A 22,327-nucleotide genomic window follows, 5' to 3' on the forward strand; every position below is an offset into this window, starting at 1 on the left:
CACCCCCAAAGTGCTGCCCCGCCCGGAGCGCCCGCGAAACGACTCAGAACCGGTTGAGCAACTGTCCGTACACACCGAACACCCCGAAGGCGAGCGGGAAGAGCGCCACCATGCCGATGGATTCGGCCAGGTCGGCCACGCGCCGCAGGCGCACCTGCACATGCTCGGGAAACTGCACCGCCAGCACGAGCAGGGGAAGCGCCGCGGCCGCGCACAGCACGGCGAGCGGCCCGGCGGACCCGGTGCGCTCCATCCACACCACGACGAGCCGTACGACGACGCACGACGCGGCGGCGAGGAGCGCGACGACCTCGGCGACCAGCGGGAAGGCCCGCGCCTTCGACATCAGCACCACGACGATGAGCGAGGCGAGCGCCACGGACCACACGGACGGCTCTGCCGCCAGAGTGAGCAGCCGGCCCGCGGCGGCGGCCGATATCGCGGTGACCGTCGTCGACAGGGCCAGGCCGCGGTGCGTCACCGCGAGCGCGGTCCCCACCTGGTGGCGGCTGACCGAGGCACCGGCCGAGCGCCGGTCGTCGAGCGCGGTGAGACCGGACGCCATCAGCGCGAGCCGTGGCAGCAGACCGAGCAGCATCAGGGAGACGACGGCCAGGACCGCGCCGAGCCGGGCCGGTTCGTCCTGTACGGCGGCGACCGTCTCCCACGCGGCGGTGAGCGCGCCCGTGGTCACGGCACCGACGAGGCCGCCCTTGCCCAGCGGCGAGAAGTACCCGAGGAACACCAGCGTCAGGACCAGCGCGCCCGCGACGGCGGCGAGCCGCGCCGGGCCCGGCCAGGCGTACGCGTCGGCTGCCGTCCACGCGGCGAGCACGCCGAGCCCGCCGGCGGTGGCCAGCAGGGCGGTCGCCAGGCCCCGGTTGCCGCGCCCGAGCCTGGCGACCAGCGCGCCGGCCGGCAGCAGCACCAGCGTGACGGCGGCCAGCACACCGGCCAGGGTGCCGAGCGCGACCTCACGGCGGGCGAGCAGCGCGGCGGCCACCGCGAAGCCCACGGACGCCGCACCCGCGCCGACCCTGCGCGCGGCGGGCCGCCAGCGCCAGGCCCGTACGCCGAGGTCGTCGGCCACCTGGTCGGTGACGTCGTGCACGACCGGAGCGGGCGGCGCGGAATGCGTCCGGACGAGCCGGAGCACCGCGCCGTCGGCGATCCCGGCGGACGCCAGGGTGCTGTCGTGCGGCAGCGCGGACCCGTCGGACGTGATCAACTGCCGGGACAGCGGGCGGGGTCCGGGCCGGTCGTCCAGCAACGTCAGGATGTCCGGGATCAGCTCCCCTATCGGAGTGTCGGAAAGCAGCACGATGTCGGCCCGGCGTCGTTCGCCGACCAACGTCACCCGGCTCAGCTGCGCCTGCGAAGTCGTCGTTCTGCTCACCACTTGCGGGAACCTACCATCGGGGATCCGGCGGACTCCCGGGCCGACCGCACCTGCCGGTGTTCTCGGTCGCCGCTCGTCGCTCTTTCAAGAAAACGCCCCCCGCCGGGAGAAGTCCTTTGCGTTTGTTCCCGGAATGCCGCAAAGCCCGCCCGAACCTGATCGGTGGGTTTCCGGGAATCCGCCGACTTCGCGGACTTCGGCGGTTGTTCGTACTGCCGCGCCCGGCGTTGCTGTTTCTCCTGCTCGGCCTTCTGCTGGGCCAGCGTGTGCTGCAAGAACGACCATGCGACACACCCCGCGCACAGGACGGCCGCGACCACGATCCCCGCGAATATCTTTCCGAGCCGCTCGTCCACCGTGCGCCGCCCCCGCTGGGCGCCGAAGAGCAGAGCGTCGCGCATCCTGCGCCGGCGGACCGCCACCGACTCCAGTAGTTGACTGTCGTAATCCCGCGCCATTTCGGCCCCCTACCGTGCCTCTGCAACATAGGGCATGGGTGTGACAGAAGCGCACGCGGGCGCTGCCTTTGGCCGGAGGTCACCGCAGCACTGACGCAAAGATTTCGCGTTAAGGTGGAGGGGTGACTGGCAGGATGAATGAGGGTTCCGGTTCCGGTGCCGCGGCCAAGGGGAGCAGGAAGGCCGCCCGGCCCGGTGGCCGTAGCGCGCGGGTGCAGGAGTCGGTGCACCGGGCCGTACGGGAACTGATCGGTGAGCGCGGGCGGGACGGGCTGACGGTGCCGCTGGTCGCGGCGCGGGCCGGGGTGACGCCGTCGACCGTGTACCGGCGGTGGGGCGACCTCCAGGAACTGCTGTCGGACGTGGCGGTGGAGCGGCTGCGGCCGGAGGGGGCGCCGGAGGATCACGGGTCGCTGCGTGCCGATTTCGGGGCCTGGGCGGAGCAGTTCCTGGAGGAGATGGCGTCCGCCGCCGGCCGTGCGTACATCCGGGACGCGCTGGCGGGCGATCCGGACGGCGGCAACGCCGGGCAGTGTTCCGCGTACGCGGCCGAGCAGGTGCGGATCCTGCTGGGGCGGGCGGCCGAGCGCGGGGAAGCCGTGCCGGAACTGGAAGAGGCCATGGACGTGGTCGTGGCGCCGATCATGTACCGGATCCTGTTCCGGCCGGGGGCGGAGACCGCGGTGGGGGAGGAGCAGGCGGGACCGGCCGGGGCAGCCGGCTCCGGGGCCGGCGCGGACTACGCGCGGCGCCTGGTGGAGCGGCTGCTGCCCGGGTGACGGTCAGCTTCGGCTGGTGGTCAGATCCGGCCGATGGCCAGTCCGGCTGACGGTCAGCCCGGCCGTCGGTCAGGCCGGGGCTATCCGCGGCACCGGCCGATGGGCGGTCTCGTAGGCGTGACCGAGTTGCAGCAGGGTGGATTCGCCCAGCGGGCGGCCGATCAGCTGCATCCCGATGGGCAGGCCCTGGTCGTCGAAGCCGACGGGGACGGAGAGGGCGGGGAAGCCGGTGAGGTTGGCGGGGGCGGAGAGGCGTACGTAGGCGTCGGAGACGGGCTCGGTCGAGCCGTCGGGCCAGGTGAAGGTCGTCTGGTCGGCGCGGGCGGCGGTGGCGGGGACGGTGGGGGCGGCGAGCGCGTCGATGCCGTCGAAGAGTTCCAGCCAGGCCTGGTGCATCAGGGTCCGGGTGCGCTGGGCGCGGATGTAGTCGGTGGCCGGGAAGAATTCGCCGGCTTCGAGGAGCATCCGTACGTCGTCGGAGTACAGGTCGGGCACGGCCCGCAGCGTGTCCTGGTGGTACGCGGTGGCCTCGGGAACCATGTGGCCCCACTGGGCGGCGTGGACGTACTCCGTCATCGGGACGTGTACGGGTACGGCGGTGGCGCCGAGCGCGGTGAGCGCGTCGACGGCGGCGCGGACCGCGGCCGCCACCTGGGGCTGTACCCGGTCGTAGTAGTAGTTGACGGGGACGCCGATGCGCAGGCCGGTGACCGGCGTGCCGAGGGCGCGGGTGTAGTCCTCGTGCGGGCGGTCCAGGGACGCGGGGTCGCGCGGGTCGTGTCCGGCGAGCGCCTGGAGGACCAGGGCCGCGTCGCCAGCCGTACGGGTGATCGGGCCCACGTGGTCCAGCGACCACGACAGGGAGGTCACGCCGTGCCGGGGGACCAGGCCGTACGTCGGTTTCAGGCCGACCACGTGGTTGAGGGCGGCGGGCACGCGGATCGAGCCGCCGGTGTCGGTGCCGAGGGCGAAGGTGGCCGTGCCGGCGGCGACGGCGGCCGCGGAGCCGCCGCTGGAGCCCCCGGCGACGTGCTCGGGTGACCAGGCGTTACGGGTCTGCGGGGTGGTCAGGCCGTACGCGAACTCGTGGGTGTGGGTCTTGCCGGTCAGCACCGCGCCGGCGGCCCGGAGCCGTTCCGTGACGGCGGCGTCCGCGTCCGGCGTGTGGCCGTCCCGTACCCGGGAGCTCGCCGTGGTCGGTACGCCGGCCACGTCGATCAGATCCTTCAGGGCCACGGGGATGCCGTGCAGCGGCCCGCGGTGGCGCCCGGCGGCGATCTCCCGTTCGGCCTCGGCGGCGGAGGCGAGCGCCGCTTCGCCGGTCACCGTCACGTAGGCGCCGGCCTTCGTCTCCACGGCGGCGATCCGGTCGAGGACGGAGGTGGTGAGTTCGACGGGGGAGAGGGTGCGGTCCGCGATGAGGCGGGCGGCTTCGGTGAGGGAGAGGTGGTGGGGGAGAGGGGTGGGGGTGGAGGAGGGCGCGTGTGTCATGAGGTCTTCCCGGGGTGGGGGGAGGTGTGCGGGGCGGCGGTGAAGACAGAGGCGGGTGGTGTGTCGCCCAGGGGCAGGGCTCGGAGGGTGCTGAGGACGGTGTCGATGACGTTCACGGTGGCGGCGACGCCGGCCAGGCGCTCTTCGGGGAGGGGGAGCCCGGCCCGCCGGGCGAGGTGGGCGATGTCGTCGGGGGTGAGGGCGGAGGAGGTGCGGGAGGGGGGCATGGGGCCTCCGGGGGGGCGACGGGAAGGGCGGGTGGGACGCTTTAAAGCTAAGCCTTTGCGTTTGGTGAGCCTAGGGGGCTAGTGTCGGTTAAGGCAAATGCTTAGCTTTTGGCGCCGCGAGGGTGTCCTGGCTCCGGCCTGCTCGCGCCGCTCGCCCCCGCCCCGCTCCCACCCGTACGGAGGCCCCATGTCCCCCCGCCCCGCGCAGACCTGGCACATCGGCGACATCGTCGTGCACCGCATCGACGAAGTCGCGCTGCCGCCCGAGACCGGCGCCTGGCTGCTCCCCGAGGCGACGCCGGACCTCGTGGCCGGAACGCCCTGGCTCGCACCGGAGTTCGCCCGCCCCGACGGCACGCTCCGCGCCGCCGTGCACACCTTCGCGCTGGAGGTCGACGGTGTGCGCGTACTGGTCGACACCGGCATCGGCAACGGGAAGACGCGCGCCAACCCCGCCTGGCACCAGCTCGACACGCCGTACCTCGACCGGCTCACCGCCGCCGGCTTCCCGCCGGAGCGGATCGACCACGTGATCCTCACGCACCTCCACGCGGACCATGTCGGCTGGAACACCCGCCTCGCCCCCGACGGCAGTTGGCAGCCGACCTTCCCGCGCGCCCGCTACCTCACCTCCCGCGCCGAGTACGCCTACTGGGCCGGCGTCGAGATGGAGGAGAGCCGTCGTCAGATGTTCCGCGACTCGGTCGAGCCCGTACGGGAACACGGCCTGCTGGACCTGGTCGAGGTCACCGCGCCCGGCGTCGATATCCTCCCCGGCGTCACGCTCGTCCCGACGCCCGGTCACACGCCCGGCCAGATCGCCGTCGCCCTGCGCAGCCGGGGGAGTCGGCGATCATCACCGGTGACTGCGTGCACCACCCCGTGCAGCTGGCGCACCCTCAGTTGTGCAGCAGTGTCGACATCGACCCGGAGGAAGCCGTACGGACGCGGCGGTGGCTGTTCGACGAGGTGGCGCGGAGCGGCGCGCTGATGCTCGGGAGCCACTTCGCGGCACCGACCGGCGGGCTGGTGCGGCGGGAGGGGAGAGCCCGGCGGAAGCCGGAGCCGGGAGCGGTACGGGTGAGGGGCGGTACCGGCTGGAGGTCGTCGGCGGCGCGTGACGGCCCCTCACTCTCGCCTGGGGGGACACATTCCCGTACGGGGGCGCCCGGTCCGACGACACGCCGGGGCGTGCACTCCTCGGCGTACGCGACCCCGCATGGCGGCAGTCTTGAATGCTTAAGGGCATATCGGGGCAAGGCTGTCGCAGTCGTTGCTGTCTGCGGTGGGCGTGCCCGGGAGGCCCTGATGAACCAGAGATCGTTCCGTATCGCGGCGGCCACCGGATGCGCCCTGCTGGTCGCGGGCCTGACGCCGGTCTGCGCGGGCAGCGCGCAGGCCAGTCAGGGCACCGCCGGCCGGGTGACGGCTCCGCTCGCCGATGTCGTGAACATTCCCTGGCTCTCCGGACCGGTCGTCGTCGCGCACCGGGGCGCTTCCCGGGTGGCGCCGGAGAACACCCTCGCCGCCGTGGACGCGGCGGACCGGCAGGGCTTCAAATGGGTCGAGAACGACGTGCAGCAGACCCGGGACGGGAAGCTGGTGGTGATGCACGACCCCACGCTGGCGCGGACCACCGACGCCCGGCGCGTGTTCCCCAAGCGGGCGCCCTGGCGGGTGCGGGACTTCACGGCCGCCGAGATCGCGCGGCTGGACGCCGGGACCTGGTTCGGCAGACGCTTCGCGCGCGAACGGGTGCCGACGCTCGCGGAGTTCCTGCGGCGGATGGAGGACCACGACCTGCGGCTGCTGCTGGAGATCAAGAGCCCGCAGCTCTACCCCGGCATCGAGGCACGCGTCGTCAAGGAGCTGGCGGGCGCGGGCTGGCTCGACCGGGGGCACGTGCGCCGCCGGCTGGTGGTGCAGAGCTTCAGCGCCCGCAGTATGCAGACGGTGCACCGGCTGGCGCCGGATGTCCGTACGGGGTTCCTGGGCAATCCGCCGCTGAACGCGCTCGCCTCGTACACGCGCTACGTCGACCAGATCAACCCCCAGCTGTCCAAGGTGAACGCGCAGTACGTGGCCGCCGTCCACCGGCTGCGCGGTGTGCACGGCCGCCGGATGGAGGTCTTCGCCTGGGACGTGCCGCTGGGGAACCACGCGCGCGTCGCTTCCGCTTACGGCTTCGACGGCGTCATCGTCTGACCGGGATCCGGCATCCGGCATCCGGCATCCGGCGAAACGGGGTGCCACCTGCGTAGCCGGGAAGGTCCCGCCCCACCGCTCCCGCCCCCACCACCCCCGCCCCCAGCCGTCTCGTAAGGTCGCAGGGGCGGCGCGTCGCCGACCGCAGGTGAGCAGGCGCCCCGGGGTGTGGCCCGGGGCACAGAAGGAGCAGGGACCGGCATGACCGACAGCACCTGGAGCGGGGACCAGCTGGACCTCGACGCGTACCTCGCACGGATCGGGTACGAGGGCGAGCGCGCGCCGACGGCGGCCGCCCTGCGGGAGCTGCACGCCCGGCACGCCGCCGCCTTCGCCTTCGAGAACCTGGAGATCGTGCTGGGGCGGCCGGTCCTGCTCGACCTGAAGTCCCTCCAGGAGAAGATGGTCGGCCGCCGCCGCGGCGGCTACTGCTACGAGCAGAACCTGCTGTACGCCGCCGCGCTGGACCGCCTCGGCTTCCGGGTCTCGGGGCTGGGCGCCCGCATCCGGATGGGGGAGACCAAGATCCGGCCGGTCACCCACGCCCTCCTCAAGGTGCGGCTGGACGGCGAGGACTGGATCACCGACGTGGGCTTCGGCGGTGAGGCGCTGCTGGAGCCGGTCCCGCTGCGCGACGGCATCGAGGTCCGGCAGGGCGGGTGGACGTTCGGCCTGGTGCGGGAGGCGGCGGACGGCACCTGGGTGCTGCGCTCGCGGCACGCGGACGGCTGGTTCGACCTGTACGCGTTCGGCCCGGAGGCCCGTCACCCGGCCGACTACGGCGTCTTCAACCACTACATCTCCACCCACCCGCGCTCGCCGTTCACCGGCCGTACGGTGGTCCAGCAGCCCGGCCCTGACCTGCGGCGCGCCCTGATCGGTACGGAGCTGACGCTGACCCGCCCCGACTGGTCCCGCGAAGTGCGGCAGGTGCCGGCCGAGGAGATCCCGGCCGTACTGGAGACGGACTTCGGGCTCGTACTGGACGCGCGGGACGCGGCCGACCTGGTGGCACTGCACCGGGAACCGCCGGTGGCCTGACCCGTGCGGGCACCCCGGCAGCACCTCCACCGGTCCGACGCGTGCGGCGCCCGGCAGCACCTCTGACCGCGCGGGCGCCCGGCAGCGCCCCCACCGGCCCCTACCGGACGACCGCGAACCCCTCGATCTCCACCAGCGCCGCCTCGTCCCACAGCCGCGTCGCGCCGATCACCGCCATCGCCGGGTAGTCCGTGCCGACCAGCCGCTTCCACACCCGGCCGACGGCGGCCGCGTTGCGGCGGTAGTCGGCCACGTCCACGGCGAAGACGGTCAGCTTGGCCAGGTCGCCGGGGCCCGCGCCGGCGGCCCGCGCCGCGGCCAGCAGGTTGGTCAGCGCCCGTTCGAACTGCTCGACGATGCCGTCACCGACGACGCGTCCTGCCCCGTCGAGCGCGGTCTGGCCGGCCAGGAACACGATGGTGCCGGGAGCGGCCCGTACGGCATGGCTGAAACCCGTCGGCGGCGACAGCTCGGGCGGATTCACCCGCTCGAAGCCGCCGGCCGTTACGGGCGGCTGTCCGCTGCCCGGTACCTGTCCGCCACTCACGCCCGCTGCGCCCCCTCCGGTACGTTCGCCGCTCACGCCCGACGCGCCCCCTCCGTCGCCAACTCGTACCGTACTCCCAGCGATTGCAGCGCGTCCCGCTCCTCCTGCGGAAGCTGCTCGTCGGAGATGACGAGGTCGAAATCGGCCAGCGGCGCCAGCTCGTACAGCGCCTGGCGGCCGAACTTGGAGTGGTCCACCAGCAGCACCTTGCGCCGCGCGGCGGCCATCAGTGCCCGCTTGACCAGCACGTTCTCCTGCGCCTGGTGGTAGCAGTGGCCGTTGTCGACGGCGGAGGTGGACAGGAAGGCGACATCGGCGCGGAAGCTGCGGGCGATGTCGGCCGTGGACATGCCGAGGAAGGCGTTGAAGGCGGCGTGGTACTCGCCGCCGAGGGCGATCACCCGGATGTCAGGCTCCTCGGCCAGCTCGTTGATGACCTGGAGCGAGTTGGTGATGACCGTGTACGCGCCGCGCGAGGCGAGCGAGCGGGCCAGCGGCAGCGCCGTACTGGAGTCGTCGATGATCACGGCCTGGCCGGGCTCGGCGATGGCCAGCGCGGCCGCGCAGATCGCCTCCTTCGCCGCCACCTGCTCGTTGCCGCGCCAGCGCGCGTTGGACTCGAACAGGGCGTTGGGCGCGGCGGTCGCCCCGCCGCGCACCTTGCGCAGCCAGCCCTGGTGCTCCAGGGAGTCCAGGTCACGGTGGACGGTCATCTGGCTGACGCCCAGCTCCTGCACCAGGTCCTCGATGCTGACCTGCCCTTCGGCCAGCACCCGGTCGGCGATCCGCTTGCGCCGGTCCTTGGGGCCCAGCTTGGCCTCGGGCGCCGGTGCGGGGGCCGGGCCGCTCTTCGCGTCCGGCGCGGGCTCCGCGGCCGGTGCGGGCGCCGGTGTCCCGGCCGGGGCCGTGGCCGGTGCCGAGGCGTCTGGAGTCCCTCCGGTGTCGGCCAACGCTGATCCCTTTCCGTACGTTCTCGGCTGTCCGCCGAGTCTATGGCGTGGTCACGCCGAGGCCGCCGCCCCGGAGGACGGGTGCCCGCCAAAGGTTCCGGCCACCGCGTAGGGGCGGAACCGGGCGAACGCCGCTTCGTGGTGGAACGGCCGGGCCCGGTGCGCCGCGACCGTGTCCCGGTGTTCGGGCCGCCGGTCGCCGTAGGCGTACGCCGTCATCGCGCGCAGGCTGCTCCACAGGGAGAAGGTGCCGACGAAGCGCGGCGGCCGGGCGAGCGCGACCGACGCGGTCATGGCCGGGTCGGCGGCGGCCCGCCCGGATGCCAGGGAGTTGGCACGCAGGAACGGGCCCAGACGCCGGAGCCGGGTCTCGCCCAGCGTGAGGACGGCCACCTGCTCGTCGTCGTCCGCCGGGCGGGCGTCGGGGGCGATGGCGAGAGCCATGCCGGACCAGGCGCCCCGTACCCCGAGCGGTTCGAGGCGGACGTGCCGGCCCGGGGCGAAGTGCCGGGCCAGCGGATGGTCCGCGAGGAAGCGGTCCAGCGCGTCGTCGTCCTCCCAGGACGCGATCAGCGCGGCGCGTCCGGGGCGCAGCCGCGGCAGTCCGGCCGCGATGTCGCCGGTGAGCGCGGTCTGTGCGTGCCGCAGCCCGGGCAACGAGCCGGGACGGGGGCGGGACCGCAGGACGTCGCGGGCGGCGCGGAGGCCGACGTCGGCGAAATGTACGGAAACGATCATCTCGAACCCCGTTCCGGGGCGTCGGCGCCGGATGTGCGGCCGAAGTCCCCTCAGGCATGGTTACTCACGCGTATACTTTTTGGTACACCGAGCAGTACCGTTAGTATCCACCGACGGCCCCGCGAAGGCGAGAGGCAAACCATGAGCCACATCGCTCGCACCCGTGCCGCCCGGGCCGAGGCCCGCGCGCACATCGAGGACACCGCCGCCCGCCTCTTCGCCGAACGCGGTTACGCCGGCACCACCATCGGGGACATCGCCGCCGAGGCGGGCCTGAGCAAGCCGATGCTCTACCGCCACTTCGACTCCAAGAAGGAACTCCACCTCGCCCTCCTGGAGCGGCACCGCGACGAACTGGCCGCCGCGCCCATCGAGCGCCTCCTGCACGGTGAGGGCGACCTGCCCACCCGCTTGGCGGCGATGTACGACGCCTGGTTCGGTCATGTGCAGACCCACCCGTACACCTGGCGCATGATGTTCCGCGACACCACCGGCGACCCCGAGGTGCAGGACTTCCACCGCGAACTGCAGCGCCGTCAGCGCGCCACCGACGTAGCGCTGCTGCGCGCGTACGTACCGGGCCTGCCCGAGGCCGAACTGGAGCCGCTGGGCGAGGCGATCCGCAGTTCCCTGTACGGGCTGGCGCTGTGGTGGCTGGACAGGCCGGAGAAGCCGCGGGAGGTGCTGGTCGCCGCGATGGTGCGGATCACGCGGGGGCTGGTGGCGACGGCGTCCGGCTGAACGGTTCGCGGCCGCCGTGGAGCGCGGCGCGCAGCAGGCCCGTCCAGCGGGCCGTCGTCTGCCGCGCGAGGCGGGAGTCCGGCGCGAACATCTCGAAACCGTGCCAGGCCCCCGGTACGTGGTGCAGTGCGACCCGCACCCCGGCGTCCGCCAGCCGGCGGGCGTAGGCGAGACCGGTGTCGCGCAGCGGGTCGAGTCCGCAGACGACGACGCAGGCGGCGGGCAGGCCGCGCAGATCGGTGGCGCGGGCCGCGGCCGCGTACGGGTACGCGGCCGCCCCCTTCGGCGCGTAGTGCCGCCAGCCCTGCTGGATGAACGCGCCGTCCGGCAGGCGCGGGTCGCCGTCCGCGGGCGTCGGACCGGTACCCGCCGTGTCGTCCAGGTCGGGTACGACCAGCGACTGGTGGACGAGGGCCGGGCCGCCCCGGTCCCGCGCCATCAGCGCGACGGCGGCGGCGAGCCCGCCCCCGGCGGACTGCCCGCCGACCGCGAGGCGCGCGGCATCGACGCCGAGCGCCGCGGCCTGCCCGGCGGTCCACTCCAGGGCGAGGTAGCAGTCCTCGACCGCCGCCGGGCACGGGTGCTCCGGGGCGAGGCGGTACTCCACCGAGACCACCGCGGAGCGCACCTCGCGGACCAGCCCGATCGCCGTACGGTCCTCACCGGGCGGCGCCTGCCCGAACGTGTAACCGCCACCGTGGAAGTGCAGCACCGCGGGCAGCGGGCCCGGCGCGTCCACCGGCCGGTAGACCTCCACGGCCAGCCGCGAACCGTCCGGCCGCGGCACCGCGAACCGCTCGCTCGTCACCCCGTCGCGGTCCGCGGGGAAGTGGCGGGCGAGGGTGTGCATCCCGGTGCGGGTGCCTTCGATGTCGGCGTACGGGTCGAGAAGCGGAGGCAACTGCTCCAGAACGGGCGCAAGCTCAGGGTCGACATGCACAGCAGGCCCTCACTCTCCTCCCTCTCGGGGCGCCCTCTCCGCCCTCCACCCTCCCGTCTACCCCGCCGCCTCACTTCGCATCGGCGTAACACTCCACCACCGCCGTACTGAACGGGAACCGCACCGGCGTCGCGCCGAACGCCGTGCGCCCCGCCAGCTCGGCGGCCTCCGCGACGGCCTCCGCCACCGTCCCGGCCTCCTCCTCGGGAGCGTGCACGATCACCTCGTCGTGCTGGAAGAAGACCAGCTCCGCCCGGAGCGGCGCCAGCGACCGGCGCAGCGCGGCCAGCATCAGCAGCGCCCAGTCGGCGGCACTGCCCTGCACCACGAAGTTACGGGTGAACCGGCCACGGGCCCGGGCGCTCGCCGTACCGCCGTACGCCGGAACGTCCTCCTCCTGCGGCAGCCCCGCCTCGTCGGGCGGCGCCACGGACGCCGGCGGGCACGTACGCCCCAGCCACGTCCGTACGAGCCGGCCCTCCTCGCCCGCGCGGGCGGCCACGTCCACGTACTCCACCGCGTCCGGATAGCGCCGCCGCAGGTCCGCCATGTGCTTGAGGGCGTCCCCGGACGTCTGGCCGTAAATGGCGCCCAGCAGCCCCAGCTTCGCCTGCGCCCGGTCGCCCCCGAAGGCCCGCGCCGCCAGGTCCGCGTACAGGTCGCGGCCGCTGCCCGCCACCTCCATCAGCCCCCGGTCCCGGGAGACCGCCGCCAGCACCCGCGGTTCCATCTGCTCGGCGTCCGCGACCACCAGCCGCCAGCCCGGATCGGCCACGACAGCCCTGCGGACCACCTTCGGGATCTGGAGGGCGCCGCCGCCGTTGGTCGTCCAGCGGCCCGAGACCGTCCCCCGGGCAGATACTCCGGGCGGAACCGGCCCTCGTGCACCCACTGCTGCAACCACGCCCAGCCGTGCGCCGTGTGCAGCCGGTACAGACGCTTGTACTCCAGCAGCGGCGCCACCGCCGGGTGCCGGATCTCCTGCAACTCCCACTTACGGGTCGAACGCAGCGCGATCCCGGCACCGGCGAACGCCTTGACGATCTCACCCGGCAGATCCGGGCGCACCCGTACGCCCTCCCCGAACGCCCGCGAGACCTCCTCCGCCAGCTCCGCCATCCGGCGCGGCTCCAGACCGCCCGGATAGCGCTCGCCGAGCAGCTCGTCCAGCAGCTCCCGGTGCACGTCCGCCCGCCACGGCAGCCCGGCCCGCCGCATCTCCGCGGCCACGAGCGTCCCGGCCGACTCCGCGGCCAGCAGCAGCCGCATCCGGCCCGGGTGCTCGGCCCGCTCCGTACGCTCCAGCTGCCCCGCGTACACCTCCAGCAACGCCGTGAACTCGTCCACCCCCGGCGGCAGCGGCACCGGACCCGGCTCGAACAGCGACGGCTGGGTCTCCGCGCCGCGCACCGGCGGGTCGTCGGGCACCGGCAGCCGGTGCCGCCGCGCCCACGCCGCGGCCAGCGACCGCGGCTGGCCCGACTGGCCCTCCTCGTGCCCGATCAGCAGCGCCTCGGCCGCCTCGACGTCGTAGCACCGCTCGACGCGGACGCCTGCCGCGAGCAGCTTCCGGTACGTCTTCGCGGTCGAGCGCCACACCCACCGCTCCGCGTCCGGGCACGCGCGTACGGCCTCCGCCACGCTCGCCGCCCGCACCGGCACCCCCACCGGGCGCCCGGCCGCGTCCACGGCACACGCCGCCACCCGCCCGTCACCCGTTCCCCCGACCACCCACCGCATACGTGTATTTTCCCATTCCAGACTTTTTGTCGGGTTCCCCTGAGGCCGCCCGGGGCTCCGAAGGCCGACGACCGAAGCCCGCCCCGCGCATCACGTCCCGCAGCGCGCACCCCCTGACCACCCTTCGCGCGGCGGGCGGGCGGGATCAGGCGTGCGTCGGAGGTGCCGGGATGCCTCGAACCAGCCCCGCAGCACCCCTTTCCGGGGGCCCCGCGCAGCAGCCACGCGTCGAACGCCGCCGGGGGCCGCCGGGCCAGGCCAGGCACCTGCTCGTGACTCACCCGCACATCCCCGTTCATGTCCCCATTGCACACCACGCCACCGACAACGGCCCCGCCCGCCGCCTCTCCGCCCTCCCGTCAAGGCACGCCGTCAACACCGTCGTTGGCCGGTTGTCTCCCCTACCCGACCCACCCGGCAAAGGGGAGAATGCGCGCGCCGACCCAGGTCACGCACCCCGCACCGGCATCCCCGCCCACGGCGGACAAGACGGCAGACAAGACGGCAGACAAGGGAGTCGCCCGTATGGCCATCGCGCACCGCGCCATCGGTTCAGGACCGCATCCGGTGATCGTTCTCCACGACTGGTTCGGCACCTCGGCCGGCTGGGGTTCCGTCCTGGACTTCCTGGACCGGACCGCCTTCACGTACGCCTTCCTCGACTGCCGCGGCTACGGCGACCGCAAGTACGTACCGGGCCGCTTCGACCTGCCGGAGATCGCCGGCGACGTGCTGGCCCTCGCCGACCAGCTCGGCTGGGAGCGGTTCTCCCTGGTGGGCCATTCGATGGGCGCCAAGGCGATGCAGCAGGTGCTGGTCCGTGCGCCCCAACGGGTGAACCGGATGCTCGGCCTGGCGCCGGTTCCCGCCGGGGCGTACCCGATGGACGACGCGACGCACGAGCTGTTCTACGGGGCCTCGGCGGACCCGGCCAAGCGGCGCGCCATCATCGACCTGGTCACGGGCCACCGGGCGAGCCCCGTCTGGCTGGACCGCATGGTGCGCCACTCGCTCGACATCTCCCGCCAGGAGGCGCACGCGGCCTATCTGGCCAGCTGGCAGCTACTCGACCTCTCGGAGGCGGTCGCGGACGCGGCGAAGCGGTACTCCGTCCCCGTACGGGTGATCGTCGGCGCGTACGACCTCGCGCTGACCGCCGATCTGATGCGGGAGACCTGGCAGCGGTGGTACCCGCAGGCCGAGATCGTCACGATCGAGGGATCGGGGCATTACCCGATGCACGAGACGCCGGTGGCGCTGGCCACCAGGATGGAGGAGTTCCTCCGCGCCTGAGGCGGCCGATGAGCCTGAGCCGACTGGCCACGCCTGAAGCGCCTGATGCACTGATGTACTGACGCGCCGGTCCGGGGGCCGGGCCTGCCGCCGAACAGGCCCGCGCCCGCATCCTCTGTCAGCATGACTACGTACCGCTCGTAACGCCACAAACCGTGTGCAAGGCGGGCGTACCGCTCGCCACACGCCGTCCCGGCGGGCGCGACGGCCGACGGAGCGAGGTGCGGGCATGCGGGTGGCGCTGGCACAGACGGACTGCGCGCTGGGCGAGGTCGACGCGAACCTCGCCACCGCGCGCGAAGAGGTCGAGAAATCCGCCGAACAAGGCGCCGATCTGGTCGTCTTCCCCGAACTGAGCCTGCACGGCTACCACCTGGGTGCCCTGTCCCGGGACGTCTCGGTCGAGGCGCAGGACCCACGGCTGCGGGACCTGAGCCTGCTCGGTCCGGACGTGCTCGTGGGCTTCCACGAGCACACGGTCCTGCGCGCCTACAACACGGCCGCCTACTACGCCGGCGGCACGCTGCTGCACGCGCACCGCAAGCTCTACCTCCCGAACTACCTCTCCTGGGAGGAGCGCAAGCACGTCAGCCCGGGCCAGTCGCTGCGCGCGTACGGCCTGTCGAAGTCCCCCAGCGGCGGCCGCGGCGCGACGCTGGTCTGCAACGACGCCTGGCAGCCGGTGCTGCCCTGGATCGCGGTGCAGGACGGCGCCGAGGTGCTGTTCGTCCCCACCAACAGCGCCGCCAGCCTCGATCCGGAGGCGATGGACACCGGCTCGTACTGGGACACGCTGCTCTCCTACACGGCGCGGATGCTCCAGTGCTGGATCGTCTTCGTCAACCGCGTGGGCAACGAGCACGGCGCGGCCTTCTGGGGCGGCTCCCGGGTGGTGGACCCGCGTGGCACGGTGGTGGCCCAGGCCCCGAAGTGGGAGACCGCGCTGGTCACGGTGGACATCGACCTGTCCGAGGCCCGCCGCCAGCGCCGCGCGGTCCCCCTGGTCGCGGAGGCCCGCCTCGGCCTCATCGACCGCGAGGTGCGGCGCCTGATCGACGAGGGCGGGGATAGCTGACCCCCAGGATGCGTTCGTGTGCTCGAACGGATGAAAGGTCACCTGAACGCCTGTGTGACGGTCGCCTAAGGTGGCAGGGTCGCTCCGCACGAAGGAGGTCCACCGTGGCACCGACCGTTCCGGAACCCGAACCGTGGGCCGCCGATGAGCGTGCATCCGCATCGGCCGAGGATGCCTTCGAAGCGTTGAGCGCGGCAGCCCCCAAGGGGTGGCGCGTGGAGCTGATCGAAGGGGAAATCCACGTGGTACCACCTCCCGTAGGCAGGCACGAAGAGATCGTGTCGGAACTCTCGGGGCAGGTGCGGGATCACCGTAAGGACCTGGGGCGCTACACGAACATCGGACTCTCCGTTCCAGGAGGCTCGCCCACCGGGAAGGTGATTCCCGACCTGGCGGTCGCCCCGAAGGGCAGCTTCGACGACGACATCGGCTTCCACGACCCCTCGCCGGTCATGCTGGTCGTCGAGGTGCTCTCGTCCTCGACGGCGGGGGACGACCGGATCAAGAAGCTGCGCGGGTACGCCCGTGCCGGTATCCCCTGTTACCTGTTGATCGACCGCGCCGCCGACCTCGCCACCCTGTGTGCGGAACCCTCCGGCGACCAGTATCTGAGCGTGAGCGAGATCGACCTGGCAGAGAAGGTCATCTCCCTGCCGGACCCTCTCAATTCCGATCTCGACACCACCCAGTTCTGAGCTGACGGGACGGCCCGCCCCGGGTTCCGCGAACAGACGCTGTTGGTTAATTCGGGCTGTGTTGCTTCGCCCCGTCGACTGGTTCGGCGGGGCGAAGTGCTGCGAAGTGGCTGGTGCGGGTGCGGGCCCTGGGCGTTCCGGTGAGGTGGGCGTCGATGCGGGCGAGGTTGATTGCAGCGCCGGTGAGCTGGTGTTGGAGGCTGGTCTTGGCCAGGCCCCGGTAGCGGGATCTGCGCAGGTCACAGCGCAGGACTCCCTGGGAGATGGTGCCTTCGACTCCAGCGCGGATCTTGTACCTCTCCTTCCACTCATCGGTTTGCTGGAGGGCTCTAGCCTGTCGAAGGGCTTCGTACTCGGTTTCGGGCCGCAGCGTGAGCTCGCGATAGCGTCGGTTGGTGGAGCCGAGGCAATCAGCTCGCATGGTGCAGGTCCGGCAGTCGTGCAAGGGGAACTGCACGCGGATCACGGGGAGCCCAGCCTGGGAGCGAGCGTCCCGCCAGCTTGTGGCGGTCTTGCCGTTGGGGCAGGTCACCTGATGCTGATCCCAGTCGATGGCGAAGGCGTCCTGACCGTAGGTAGCTTCGCCCTGGGACTGGGCCGAGGTCACCGCCTTGAGGGGGCCGTGCAGCGCGACGCCGTGGTCCCGGTGTGCCGCGGCCAGCGCGAGAGCGTTGGCGTAACCGGCGTCCACCCAGTGTTCTGCGGGCAGCAGGCCGCGCGCGGCAAGGCCGTTGTGGACGACGGCGGCCATCCGGTCGTCGGATACCGCTCCGGCGGTGGTGACCACGTTCGTGATCAGGTGCACGGCGTCCGGCTCGCAGGTCTCGGTCAGGTGGACCTTGTAGCCGTCCCAACGGGTGTCGTTCTTCCGGCCGCAGCGCGCCTCGATGTCATAGGGGCCCACCAGGCGCAGAGCGCCTGGCGGGCGGTCTTTTGAGCCTCGGCGGGCCACCTCTCCCTCCACCAGGTGGAAGTGCTGGACCCAGATCTGCCGCAGGGCCTCCACCTCCGGCAGCACACGCAGCCAGTCGGCCCCGTCTGCACGGACCACGGCCTGCAGCAGGTGCATCCCGTCTGCCCCGATGCGCAGGCCGACCCCGGTTCTCTGGGATCGGGCCTGAGGGAAGCGTGATTCCTCCGCCCGAGTGGCGTAGTGGTGGAACCAGTCCGGCTCTGCCACCTCCACCAGCCACTCGGGGTCAGCCTCGGCCAGCGCGTTCAGTGCGGACCGCAGTGTCTCCGCGACGTGCTCCAGCCAGTTCAGCTCGCGGGCCGCACCATGCACGTGCGTGGAGTCGGTCCTGGCCCGGCCGCCGGGTTTGATCAGCCCGCGCCCTCGGGCCGCGTCCAAGATCCCGTCCAGGACCTGCCGCCCGGCCTCGGCGGCGATCAAACGGTCCCTGAACTCCGAGAGCACCGAGTGGTCGAACCCCGGGTCACCGAGTTCAAGCCCGAGTGCGTACTTGACGTCGATCCTCGCCCGCACCGCCTCCGCGGCCTGCCGGTCAGTCAGCCCCTCCACGAACTGCCACACCAGCACGAACGCGAGTCGGCCAGGTGACCAGGCAGGTTTGCCCCGCGCGGGAAACAGCCCCGCGAACTCCTCGTCACAAAACAGCGTTCCCAACTCGTCCCGAACCCGGATCGCCAGGCTCCCCTTCGGGAAGGCCGCCCGGGCCACCCGCACTGTCTCCGCCGGAACCTCCCGCGGCTTCCCCGCCCGCAACGACACCGCCGACCTCCACACGCACGACGTCGGCCCCCGAGAACAAGTCTCGGGGGCCGACAAGGTCACACGCAGTCAATTCGCCAACAGCGTCGGGTTCCGCGAACAGGGCGGGCCGCCTCCCCCGTCCCCTACCAGCTCGACTTCCGGACCCCCGGCAGGAACCCCGCGTGCGCCTGTTCGCGGAGCTTGACCCGGGAGAGGCCGAAGGCGCGGAAGTAGCCGCGCGGCCGGCCGTCGACGCTGTCGCGGTTGCGTACGCGGGTGGCGCTCGCGTCGCGCGGCTGGCGGGCAAGTTCGCGGTGGGCGGCCAGCCGCTCCTGCTCCGGGGTGTGCGGATTGCGGATGACGGACTTCAGCAGGGCCCGCCGGGCGGCGTAACGGGCCACCGTCGCGCGCCGCTTCTCGTTCTTCGCGATCTTGCTCTTCTTGGCCATCAGACCTTCTCCCCTCGTGCGCGGATGCGGGCGACGGCCGCCTCGATCCCGATCGTGTCCACGGTCTTGATCCCCTTCGCGCTGAGCGTGAGGCGGACGTGCCGGCCCTCGCTCGCCAGCCAGTAGCGCTTGCGCTGGATGTTGGGGTCGAAGCGCCGGGACGTGCGGCGGTGCGAGTGCGAGACGGATTTGCCGAAGCCGGGGCTGCGGCCGGTGAGCTGGCAGTGGGCGGACAAGGTCAGCACCTCCTAATGAAAATGGAAACCATTTCTGTATAGTAGCGCCCATGGCCCGCAACGAACTACGCCCCGTGATCAAGCTCCGGTCCACGGCCGGCACCGGCTACACCTACGTCACCCGCAAGAACCGCCGGAACAACCCCGACCGGCTGGTGCTGAAGAAGTACGACCCGGTCGCCGGCCGCCACGTCGACTTCCGAGAGGAGCGCTGAGCAGCGTCATGAAGCCTGGAATCCACCCGCCGTACGGTCCCGTCGTCTTCCGTGACCGGGCCGCCGGCCACGCCTTCCTGACCCGGTCGACCGCCATCAGCGACAAGACGATCGAGTGGGAGGACGGCAACACCTACCCGGTCATCGATGTCGAGATCTCCTCGGCGAGCCACCCCTTCTACACGGGGACGGCGCGGGTGCTGGACACCGCGGGCCGCGTCGAGCGGTTCGAGCGCCGGTACGGGAAGCGCGGGGCCCGCTGATGGGCGGCCCGTCGCGGGGGACGCCGCCGGCCTCGGAGGCGGCGGCGCGGACCGGCTGTCCGTGGTGATCGTCGGCGGGCTGCACTCGGACGCCCGCCGGACCACCGTGGAGCGGTTGCTGCACGCCGTACCCGGCAGCGTCGCACTCCACCACGATCTCGCCTCCGCCGCTGAAGGAACGGTTCGCCGGACCGTGCGGGACGCCGGCGGGGTGCTCGACACGGGCGAGGCGCCGCTGGTCAACGACTGCGCCTGCTGCGCGCTCCGCGAGGACCTGGTCCCCGAGCTGGAGCGGCTGGCCGCCGGACGTACCTGCCGGCTGGCCGTCGTCGAACTGTGGGACTCCGTGGAGCCCAAGGCCATGGCCGAGGTCGTCACCGCCTGCGGCGGCGAGGACCTCGCGCTGACCGGCGTGCTCACCGCCGTCGATCCGGCGCTGCTGCTTCCGTACCTGGGCTGCGGCGACGACCTGGCCGAGGCCGGGCTCGCCGCGGCCGCCTCCGACCAGCGGACCGTCGCGGACACCTGGGCCCGGCAGCTGGAGTACCCGCCGGTGCTCGCCCTGGTGCCGGGCGAGGAGGAGGGCGACGCCGCCGACCTGGCGCTGCTCGCCCAACTGCATCCGACGGCGCGGCTCGTGGACGTCGACAACCCGGGTGAGCTGGCCGCGGCGGCCCTCGCCGGGTTCGACGTGGAGGCGGCCGCCGCGCGGCAGCACCCGGCGTGCGCGCTGCTGCCCCAGGAGGCCGACGCGGACGGCGTCGGGACGCTCGTCTGGCACCGTACCCGGCCCTTCCACCCGGCCCGGCTGTACGCGGCGCTGGAGGACCTGACCTGCGTGGCGGCCCGCAGCCGTGGCCGGTTCTGGCTGGCGGACCGGCCGGACACGCTGCTGGCCTGGGACGCGGCGGGCGGCGCTCTGTGCGTCGAGAGCGCCGGGCCGTGGCTGGCCGCGCTGCCGGACGCCGCCTGGGACCTGGTGCCGCCGGTACGCCGTGCCGCGGCCGCCCTGGACTGGCACCCCGAGCACGGGGACCGCGCGCAGCACCTGGTCTTCACCTCGCCGGGGCTGGATCGCGACGGGCTGACGTCGCTGCTGGAGTCCTGCCTGCTCACGGACGAGGAGTACGCGGGCGGGCCGGGGGCGTGGAAGCGGCTGACCCCCGCGTTCGACGAACTCCTCGATCCCGTTCCGTAACGTCCTCTGCCCCGCCCCGCTGCCGCCGGCCCTTCGCCTCGGGCCGAGCCCGACCCGTACCGCCCTCAGGAGCACCGATGCCCCGTCGCCACGACCCCCGCAAGAAGACCGCGCCCCGTCCCAATCCGCTGGACGCGGCGAGGATCACCTACATCGACTACAAGGACACCGACCTGCTGCGGAAGTTCATCTCCGACCGCGGGAAGATCCGCAGCCGCCGGGTCACCAGGGTGAGCGCGCAGCAGCAGCGGCAGCTGGCCCGCGCGATCAAGAACGCCCGGGAGATGGCTCTGCTGCCGTACACGTCGAAGTGAGGACCGCGCGGCGACCCACCGGCTGTTCGCCGGGTTGCCGCTGCTTACGGAGAAGTCCGTTCCGCTGCCGGCCTTCCACGACACCGCGCGGTGTTGCGGAAGGCCGGTTCTCTTGTTCCGGGGAACCCTGTCGTCCGCTGATACGTCCCGTGAGCATGGAGTTCGACGAGCTGTGACGGGTGCGCCACGGGCCGTCGTGCACGTGCATCCGACCATGCATCGGCATATGAACGCAGCTATGATCCCCATCAGTTGCAGTTGACACCGGTCCCGCTGTGCGCACTGCTGCTGACAGCCCATCACCGACCGCTCAGCGCGCCACGACCCGTCACCGCTGACCACCGCATCCCCCGGGAGACACCTGTGCCCGACGCATACAACGGCATGGCCGCAACGGATCTCCACGGTGTGACCTGGCAGAAGAGCCGGCACAGCAACTCGCAGGGGTCCTGCGTGGAGTTCGCGCGGCTGCCGGGCGGGGAGATCGCCGTACGCAACTCCCGGTTCCCGGAGGGTCCGGCGCTCGTCTACACGCCGGCCGAGGTCGAGGCGATGATCGCGGGCGTCAAGGACGGCGAGTTCGACCACTTGGTCCGGGACTGACCGGTATGGCCTGAATCGGGAATGGCCGGTACCGGTAGCGGCCGAACCGGGTCCGGGCGTTCCGGTCCCGGCCGCGCCGTTCCGCCCGTCCGTACGGTCCCGGCTGCGCGCCTGCCCGGACGGTCCCGGCCGTCCGGGCAGGCCGGCGGAGGCTCCGTGGCCCCCGGGCCCCGTGCCCCCGAGGCCCCGGAGCCTCCGCCGCTCACGGCAGCCGGAACTGCGCCCACACGATCTTTCCGTGCGGTGCGCCGGCCAGCGGGTGCCAGCCCCAGCCGTCGCTGAAGGAGTCGACCAGGTACAGGCCGCGTCCCGACTCCGCGCCGGTGTCGGCCGTGGCGGCCTCCGGGGACGCGTCGCTGGAGTCGCGTACCGCGCACACCAGCCGCGACGACCACCGCATCAGGTGCAGCCGGGTGGGCGGCGCGTCCGCGTCGGGAAGAGGCTCGTACGCGGCGGGCGCGGGCTCGTGCGGGCCGGGGGCGCCGGCCGTGGAGGCGTGCCGCAGTGCGTTGGTGACCAGTTCGGAGACGACCAGGGCGACGCTGTCGAAGATCTCCTCCAGGTCCCACCGGTGCAGGGTCTCGCTGGTGAACTGCCGTGCGCCGCGCACCGATTCGTAGCGGGGGGCCAGCGAGTAGGACACGGATCCGGAGACGGCCAGGGGGTCGACAGGAGGAAAGCCCTGCCATAGCGGCTGGAGCATGGTCAAAACCTTGGTCCCCATGCGAGGCACTCCTGGCGTTCGCGGACGTCATGACCCCGGCCGGGCAGCCGGATCCGACGGTCTGGCGGATCTTTCCCGAGCGTGCATGTGCGCGCTGTCCATGGTTCCCAATGCGCACGCCAGATGCAAGGGCAGATGCACGTGCACGCGCCCTGTTTGGGAGCGGCCGTGCCACTTCACGCGTATTTCTTCCTACGTGTTCTTGTGGAGGGCCCGCCCGGACCTCCCACATCCGTAACCGGATGAGCACGCAACGAAGCCCGGACGTGGCAGACTGCGGGCCACAGTTGGA

23 protein-coding genes and 3 pseudogenes are annotated in these 22,327 nt (G+C 72.7%); 13 read left to right on the plus strand and 13 right to left on the minus strand.

Going from position 1 to position 22,327, the window contains the following annotated elements; genetic code table 11:
* Positions 1 to 43: 43 nt before the first annotated feature.
* Entirely contained in the window at positions 44 to 1,399 is a 1,356-nt protein-coding gene (gene eccD, locus ACEXOX_RS26710; protein ID WP_406523754.1) for a type VII secretion integral membrane protein EccD, read from the minus strand.
* A 197-nt stretch (positions 1,400 to 1,596) separates the two neighbouring features.
* A pseudogene (locus ACEXOX_RS26715) lies at positions 1,597 to 1,857 on the minus strand (hypothetical protein); the annotation flags it as partial.
* A 134-nt stretch (positions 1,858 to 1,991) separates the two neighbouring features.
* Between ACEXOX_RS26715 and ACEXOX_RS26720 the strand changes: the two are divergent.
* Positions 1,992 to 2,636 carry a TetR/AcrR family transcriptional regulator gene (locus tag ACEXOX_RS26720; RefSeq protein WP_406526479.1) on the plus strand — a complete coding sequence of 215 codons (645 nt, stop codon included), beginning with the start codon at positions 1,992 to 1,994 and terminating at the stop codon, positions 2,634 to 2,636.
* A gap of 69 nt (positions 2,637 to 2,705) precedes the next feature.
* Here the strand turns inward: ACEXOX_RS26720 and ACEXOX_RS26725 are convergent, their stop codons facing one another.
* Positions 2,706 to 4,127, minus strand: a complete 1,422-nt coding sequence (locus tag ACEXOX_RS26725) for an amidase (RefSeq protein WP_406523755.1) — start codon at positions 4,125 to 4,127, stop codon at positions 2,706 to 2,708.
* A complete protein-coding gene (locus ACEXOX_RS26730; RefSeq protein ID WP_406523756.1) occupies positions 4,124 to 4,354 on the minus strand; it encodes a hypothetical protein in 231 nt (76 codons plus the stop codon). The genes ACEXOX_RS26725 and ACEXOX_RS26730 overlap by 4 nt, the downstream gene beginning before the upstream one ends.
* 187 nt (positions 4,355 to 4,541) lie before the next feature.
* Between ACEXOX_RS26730 and ACEXOX_RS26735 the strand changes: the two are divergent.
* The 3 genes and pseudogenes from ACEXOX_RS26735 to ACEXOX_RS26745 form a co-directional block, all read left to right on the plus strand.
* Positions 4,542 to 5,410: pseudogene (locus ACEXOX_RS26735) on the plus strand (MBL fold metallo-hydrolase); the annotation flags it as partial.
* A 252-nt stretch (positions 5,411 to 5,662) separates the two neighbouring features.
* On the plus strand, positions 5,663 to 6,559 hold the full coding sequence (locus tag ACEXOX_RS26740) for a glycerophosphodiester phosphodiesterase (protein ID WP_406526480.1): 897 nt from the start codon (positions 5,663 to 5,665) through the stop codon (positions 6,557 to 6,559).
* A 201-nt stretch (positions 6,560 to 6,760) separates the two neighbouring features.
* Complete coding sequence (locus ACEXOX_RS26745) at positions 6,761 to 7,600, plus strand: arylamine N-acetyltransferase (RefSeq protein ID WP_406523757.1); 840 nt, start codon at positions 6,761 to 6,763, stop codon at positions 7,598 to 7,600.
* Positions 7,601 to 7,700: 100 nt separating this feature from the next.
* Here the strand turns inward: ACEXOX_RS26745 and ACEXOX_RS26750 are convergent, their stop codons facing one another.
* The 3 genes from ACEXOX_RS26750 to ACEXOX_RS26760 are packed head-to-tail and all read right to left on the minus strand — an operon-like array spanning position 7,701 to position 9,835.
* Positions 7,701 to 8,147, minus strand: coding sequence for a RidA family protein (locus ACEXOX_RS26750; protein ID WP_406523758.1), 447 nt, complete (start codon positions 8,145 to 8,147; stop codon positions 7,701 to 7,703).
* A 32-nt stretch (positions 8,148 to 8,179) separates the two neighbouring features.
* Positions 8,180 to 9,097: a DeoR/GlpR family DNA-binding transcription regulator gene (locus tag ACEXOX_RS26755; protein WP_406523759.1), complete on the minus strand. Its 918-nt coding sequence runs from the start codon at positions 9,095 to 9,097 to the stop codon at positions 8,180 to 8,182.
* Between the two features lie 51 nt (positions 9,098 to 9,148).
* The gene (locus ACEXOX_RS26760) at positions 9,149 to 9,835 is read right to left on the minus strand and encodes a spheroidene monooxygenase (RefSeq protein WP_406523760.1); all 687 of its coding nucleotides are present in this window, start codon (positions 9,833 to 9,835) and stop codon (positions 9,149 to 9,151) included.
* 141 nt (positions 9,836 to 9,976) lie between these two features.
* Here ACEXOX_RS26760 and ACEXOX_RS26765 point away from each other — a divergent pair, with 141 nt between their 5' ends.
* A complete protein-coding gene (locus tag ACEXOX_RS26765; RefSeq protein ID WP_406523761.1) occupies positions 9,977 to 10,576 on the plus strand; it encodes a TetR/AcrR family transcriptional regulator in 600 nt (199 codons plus the stop codon).
* Here the strand turns inward: ACEXOX_RS26765 and ACEXOX_RS26770 are convergent.
* Both ACEXOX_RS26770 and ACEXOX_RS26775 read right to left on the minus strand, forming a co-directional pair.
* Positions 10,542 to 11,516: an alpha/beta hydrolase fold domain-containing protein gene (locus ACEXOX_RS26770; RefSeq protein ID WP_406523762.1), complete on the minus strand. Its 975-nt coding sequence runs from the start codon at positions 11,514 to 11,516 to the stop codon at positions 10,542 to 10,544. The genes ACEXOX_RS26765 and ACEXOX_RS26770 overlap by 35 nt on opposite strands.
* A 70-nt stretch (positions 11,517 to 11,586) precedes the next feature.
* Positions 11,587 to 13,256: pseudogene (locus ACEXOX_RS26775) on the minus strand (bifunctional 3'-5' exonuclease/DNA polymerase).
* Between the two features lie 525 nt (positions 13,257 to 13,781).
* On the opposite strand from ACEXOX_RS26775, the gene ACEXOX_RS26780 reads away from it, so the two are divergent.
* The 3 genes from ACEXOX_RS26780 to ACEXOX_RS26790 all read left to right on the plus strand — a co-directional run bounded on the left by ACEXOX_RS26780 (position 13,782) and on the right by ACEXOX_RS26790 (position 16,319).
* Positions 13,782 to 14,549 carry an alpha/beta fold hydrolase gene (locus ACEXOX_RS26780; protein ID WP_406526481.1) on the plus strand — a complete coding sequence of 256 codons (768 nt, stop codon included), beginning with the start codon at positions 13,782 to 13,784 and terminating at the stop codon, positions 14,547 to 14,549.
* 229 nt (positions 14,550 to 14,778) lie between these two features.
* Positions 14,779 to 15,624, plus strand: a complete 846-nt coding sequence (locus ACEXOX_RS26785) for a nitrilase-related carbon-nitrogen hydrolase (RefSeq protein ID WP_406523763.1) — start codon at positions 14,779 to 14,781, stop codon at positions 15,622 to 15,624.
* Positions 15,625 to 15,632: 8 nt separating this feature from the next.
* Positions 15,633 to 16,319: a Uma2 family endonuclease gene (locus ACEXOX_RS26790; protein WP_406523764.1), complete on the plus strand. Its 687-nt coding sequence runs from the start codon at positions 15,633 to 15,635 to the stop codon at positions 16,317 to 16,319.
* 46 nt (positions 16,320 to 16,365) lie between these two features.
* Here the strand turns inward: ACEXOX_RS26790 and ACEXOX_RS26795 are convergent, their stop codons facing one another.
* The 3 genes from ACEXOX_RS26795 to rpmB all read right to left on the minus strand — a co-directional run bounded on the left by ACEXOX_RS26795 (position 16,366) and on the right by rpmB (position 18,718).
* Positions 16,366 to 18,051 carry an IS1182 family transposase gene (locus ACEXOX_RS26795; RefSeq protein ID WP_406523765.1) on the minus strand — a complete coding sequence of 562 codons (1,686 nt, stop codon included), beginning with the start codon at positions 18,049 to 18,051 and terminating at the stop codon, positions 16,366 to 16,368.
* Between the two features lie 125 nt (positions 18,052 to 18,176).
* Positions 18,177 to 18,482, minus strand: a complete 306-nt coding sequence (rpsN, locus tag ACEXOX_RS26800; RefSeq protein ID WP_361155583.1) for a 30S ribosomal protein S14 — start codon at positions 18,480 to 18,482, stop codon at positions 18,177 to 18,179.
* Positions 18,482 to 18,718 (minus strand): 50S ribosomal protein L28, encoded by a 237-nt coding sequence (rpmB, locus tag ACEXOX_RS26805; protein WP_030019255.1) that lies wholly within the window; start codon positions 18,716 to 18,718, stop codon positions 18,482 to 18,484. Before rpmB ends, rpsN begins: the two co-directional genes overlap by 1 nt.
* Before the next feature lie 50 nt (positions 18,719 to 18,768).
* Between rpmB and rpmG the strand changes: the two genes are divergently transcribed.
* The 5 genes from rpmG to ACEXOX_RS26830 all read left to right on the plus strand — a co-directional run bounded on the left by rpmG (position 18,769) and on the right by ACEXOX_RS26830 (position 21,311).
* The gene (gene rpmG, locus ACEXOX_RS26810) at positions 18,769 to 18,933 is read left to right on the plus strand and encodes a 50S ribosomal protein L33 (protein WP_030260286.1); all 165 of its coding nucleotides are present in this window, start codon (positions 18,769 to 18,771) and stop codon (positions 18,931 to 18,933) included.
* An 8-nt stretch (positions 18,934 to 18,941) separates the two neighbouring features.
* Entirely contained in the window at positions 18,942 to 19,196 is a 255-nt protein-coding gene (locus ACEXOX_RS26815; RefSeq protein ID WP_406523766.1) for a type B 50S ribosomal protein L31, read from the plus strand.
* Between the two features lie 55 nt (positions 19,197 to 19,251).
* Entirely contained in the window at positions 19,252 to 20,394 is a 1,143-nt protein-coding gene (locus ACEXOX_RS26820) for a GTP-binding protein (RefSeq protein WP_406526482.1), read from the plus strand.
* 77 nt (positions 20,395 to 20,471) lie between these two features.
* Positions 20,472 to 20,708, plus strand: coding sequence for a 30S ribosomal protein S18 (rpsR, locus tag ACEXOX_RS26825; RefSeq protein WP_406523767.1), 237 nt, complete (start codon positions 20,472 to 20,474; stop codon positions 20,706 to 20,708).
* A gap of 363 nt (positions 20,709 to 21,071) precedes the next feature.
* Complete coding sequence (locus ACEXOX_RS26830; RefSeq protein ID WP_030019250.1) at positions 21,072 to 21,311, plus strand: DUF397 domain-containing protein; 240 nt, start codon at positions 21,072 to 21,074, stop codon at positions 21,309 to 21,311.
* 202 nt (positions 21,312 to 21,513) lie between these two features.
* Here ACEXOX_RS26830 and ACEXOX_RS26835 read toward each other — a convergent pair whose 3' ends face one another.
* Positions 21,514 to 22,035 (minus strand): ATP-binding protein, encoded by a 522-nt coding sequence (locus tag ACEXOX_RS26835; RefSeq protein WP_406523768.1) that lies wholly within the window; start codon positions 22,033 to 22,035, stop codon positions 21,514 to 21,516.
* Positions 22,036 to 22,327: the final 292 nt, after the last annotated feature.

The sequence above is a fragment of the Streptomyces sp. Ac-502 genome, assembly GCF_045222935.1.
In the GTDB taxonomy this organism is placed as follows: Bacteria; Actinomycetota; Actinomycetes; order Streptomycetales; family Streptomycetaceae; genus Streptomyces; species Streptomyces monomycini.

Coding starts and splice junctions, on each gene's coding strand:
- ACEXOX_RS26720 (WP_406526479.1), top strand. CDS start 1,992: ATGAATGAGGGTTCCGGTTCCGGTGCCGCGGCCAAGGGGAGCAGGAAG.
- ACEXOX_RS26730 (WP_406523756.1), bottom strand. CDS start 4,354: ATGCCCCCCTCCCGCACCTCCTCCGCCCTCACCCCCGACGACATCGCC.
- rpsR (WP_406523767.1), top strand. CDS start 20,472: ATGCCCCGTCGCCACGACCCCCGCAAGAAGACCGCGCCCCGTCCCAAT.
- ACEXOX_RS26785 (WP_406523763.1), top strand. CDS start 14,779: ATGCGGGTGGCGCTGGCACAGACGGACTGCGCGCTGGGCGAGGTCGAC.
- ACEXOX_RS26765 (WP_406523761.1), top strand. CDS start 9,977: ATGAGCCACATCGCTCGCACCCGTGCCGCCCGGGCCGAGGCCCGCGCG.
- rpmG (WP_030260286.1), top strand. CDS start 18,769: ATGGCCCGCAACGAACTACGCCCCGTGATCAAGCTCCGGTCCACGGCC.
- ACEXOX_RS26745 (WP_406523757.1), top strand. CDS start 6,761: ATGACCGACAGCACCTGGAGCGGGGACCAGCTGGACCTCGACGCGTAC.
- ACEXOX_RS26760 (WP_406523760.1), bottom strand. CDS start 9,835: ATGATCGTTTCCGTACATTTCGCCGACGTCGGCCTCCGCGCCGCCCGC.
- ACEXOX_RS26815 (WP_406523766.1), top strand. CDS start 18,942: ATGAAGCCTGGAATCCACCCGCCGTACGGTCCCGTCGTCTTCCGTGAC.
- ACEXOX_RS26835 (WP_406523768.1), bottom strand. CDS start 22,035: ATGGGGACCAAGGTTTTGACCATGCTCCAGCCGCTATGGCAGGGCTTT.
- ACEXOX_RS26740 (WP_406526480.1), top strand. CDS start 5,663: ATGAACCAGAGATCGTTCCGTATCGCGGCGGCCACCGGATGCGCCCTG.
- rpsN (WP_361155583.1), bottom strand. CDS start 18,482: ATGGCCAAGAAGAGCAAGATCGCGAAGAACGAGAAGCGGCGCGCGACG.
- ACEXOX_RS26780 (WP_406526481.1), top strand. CDS start 13,782: ATGGCCATCGCGCACCGCGCCATCGGTTCAGGACCGCATCCGGTGATC.
- ACEXOX_RS26725 (WP_406523755.1), bottom strand. CDS start 4,127: ATGACACACGCGCCCTCCTCCACCCCCACCCCTCTCCCCCACCACCTC.
- ACEXOX_RS26790 (WP_406523764.1), top strand. CDS start 15,633: ATGCGTTCGTGTGCTCGAACGGATGAAAGGTCACCTGAACGCCTGTGT.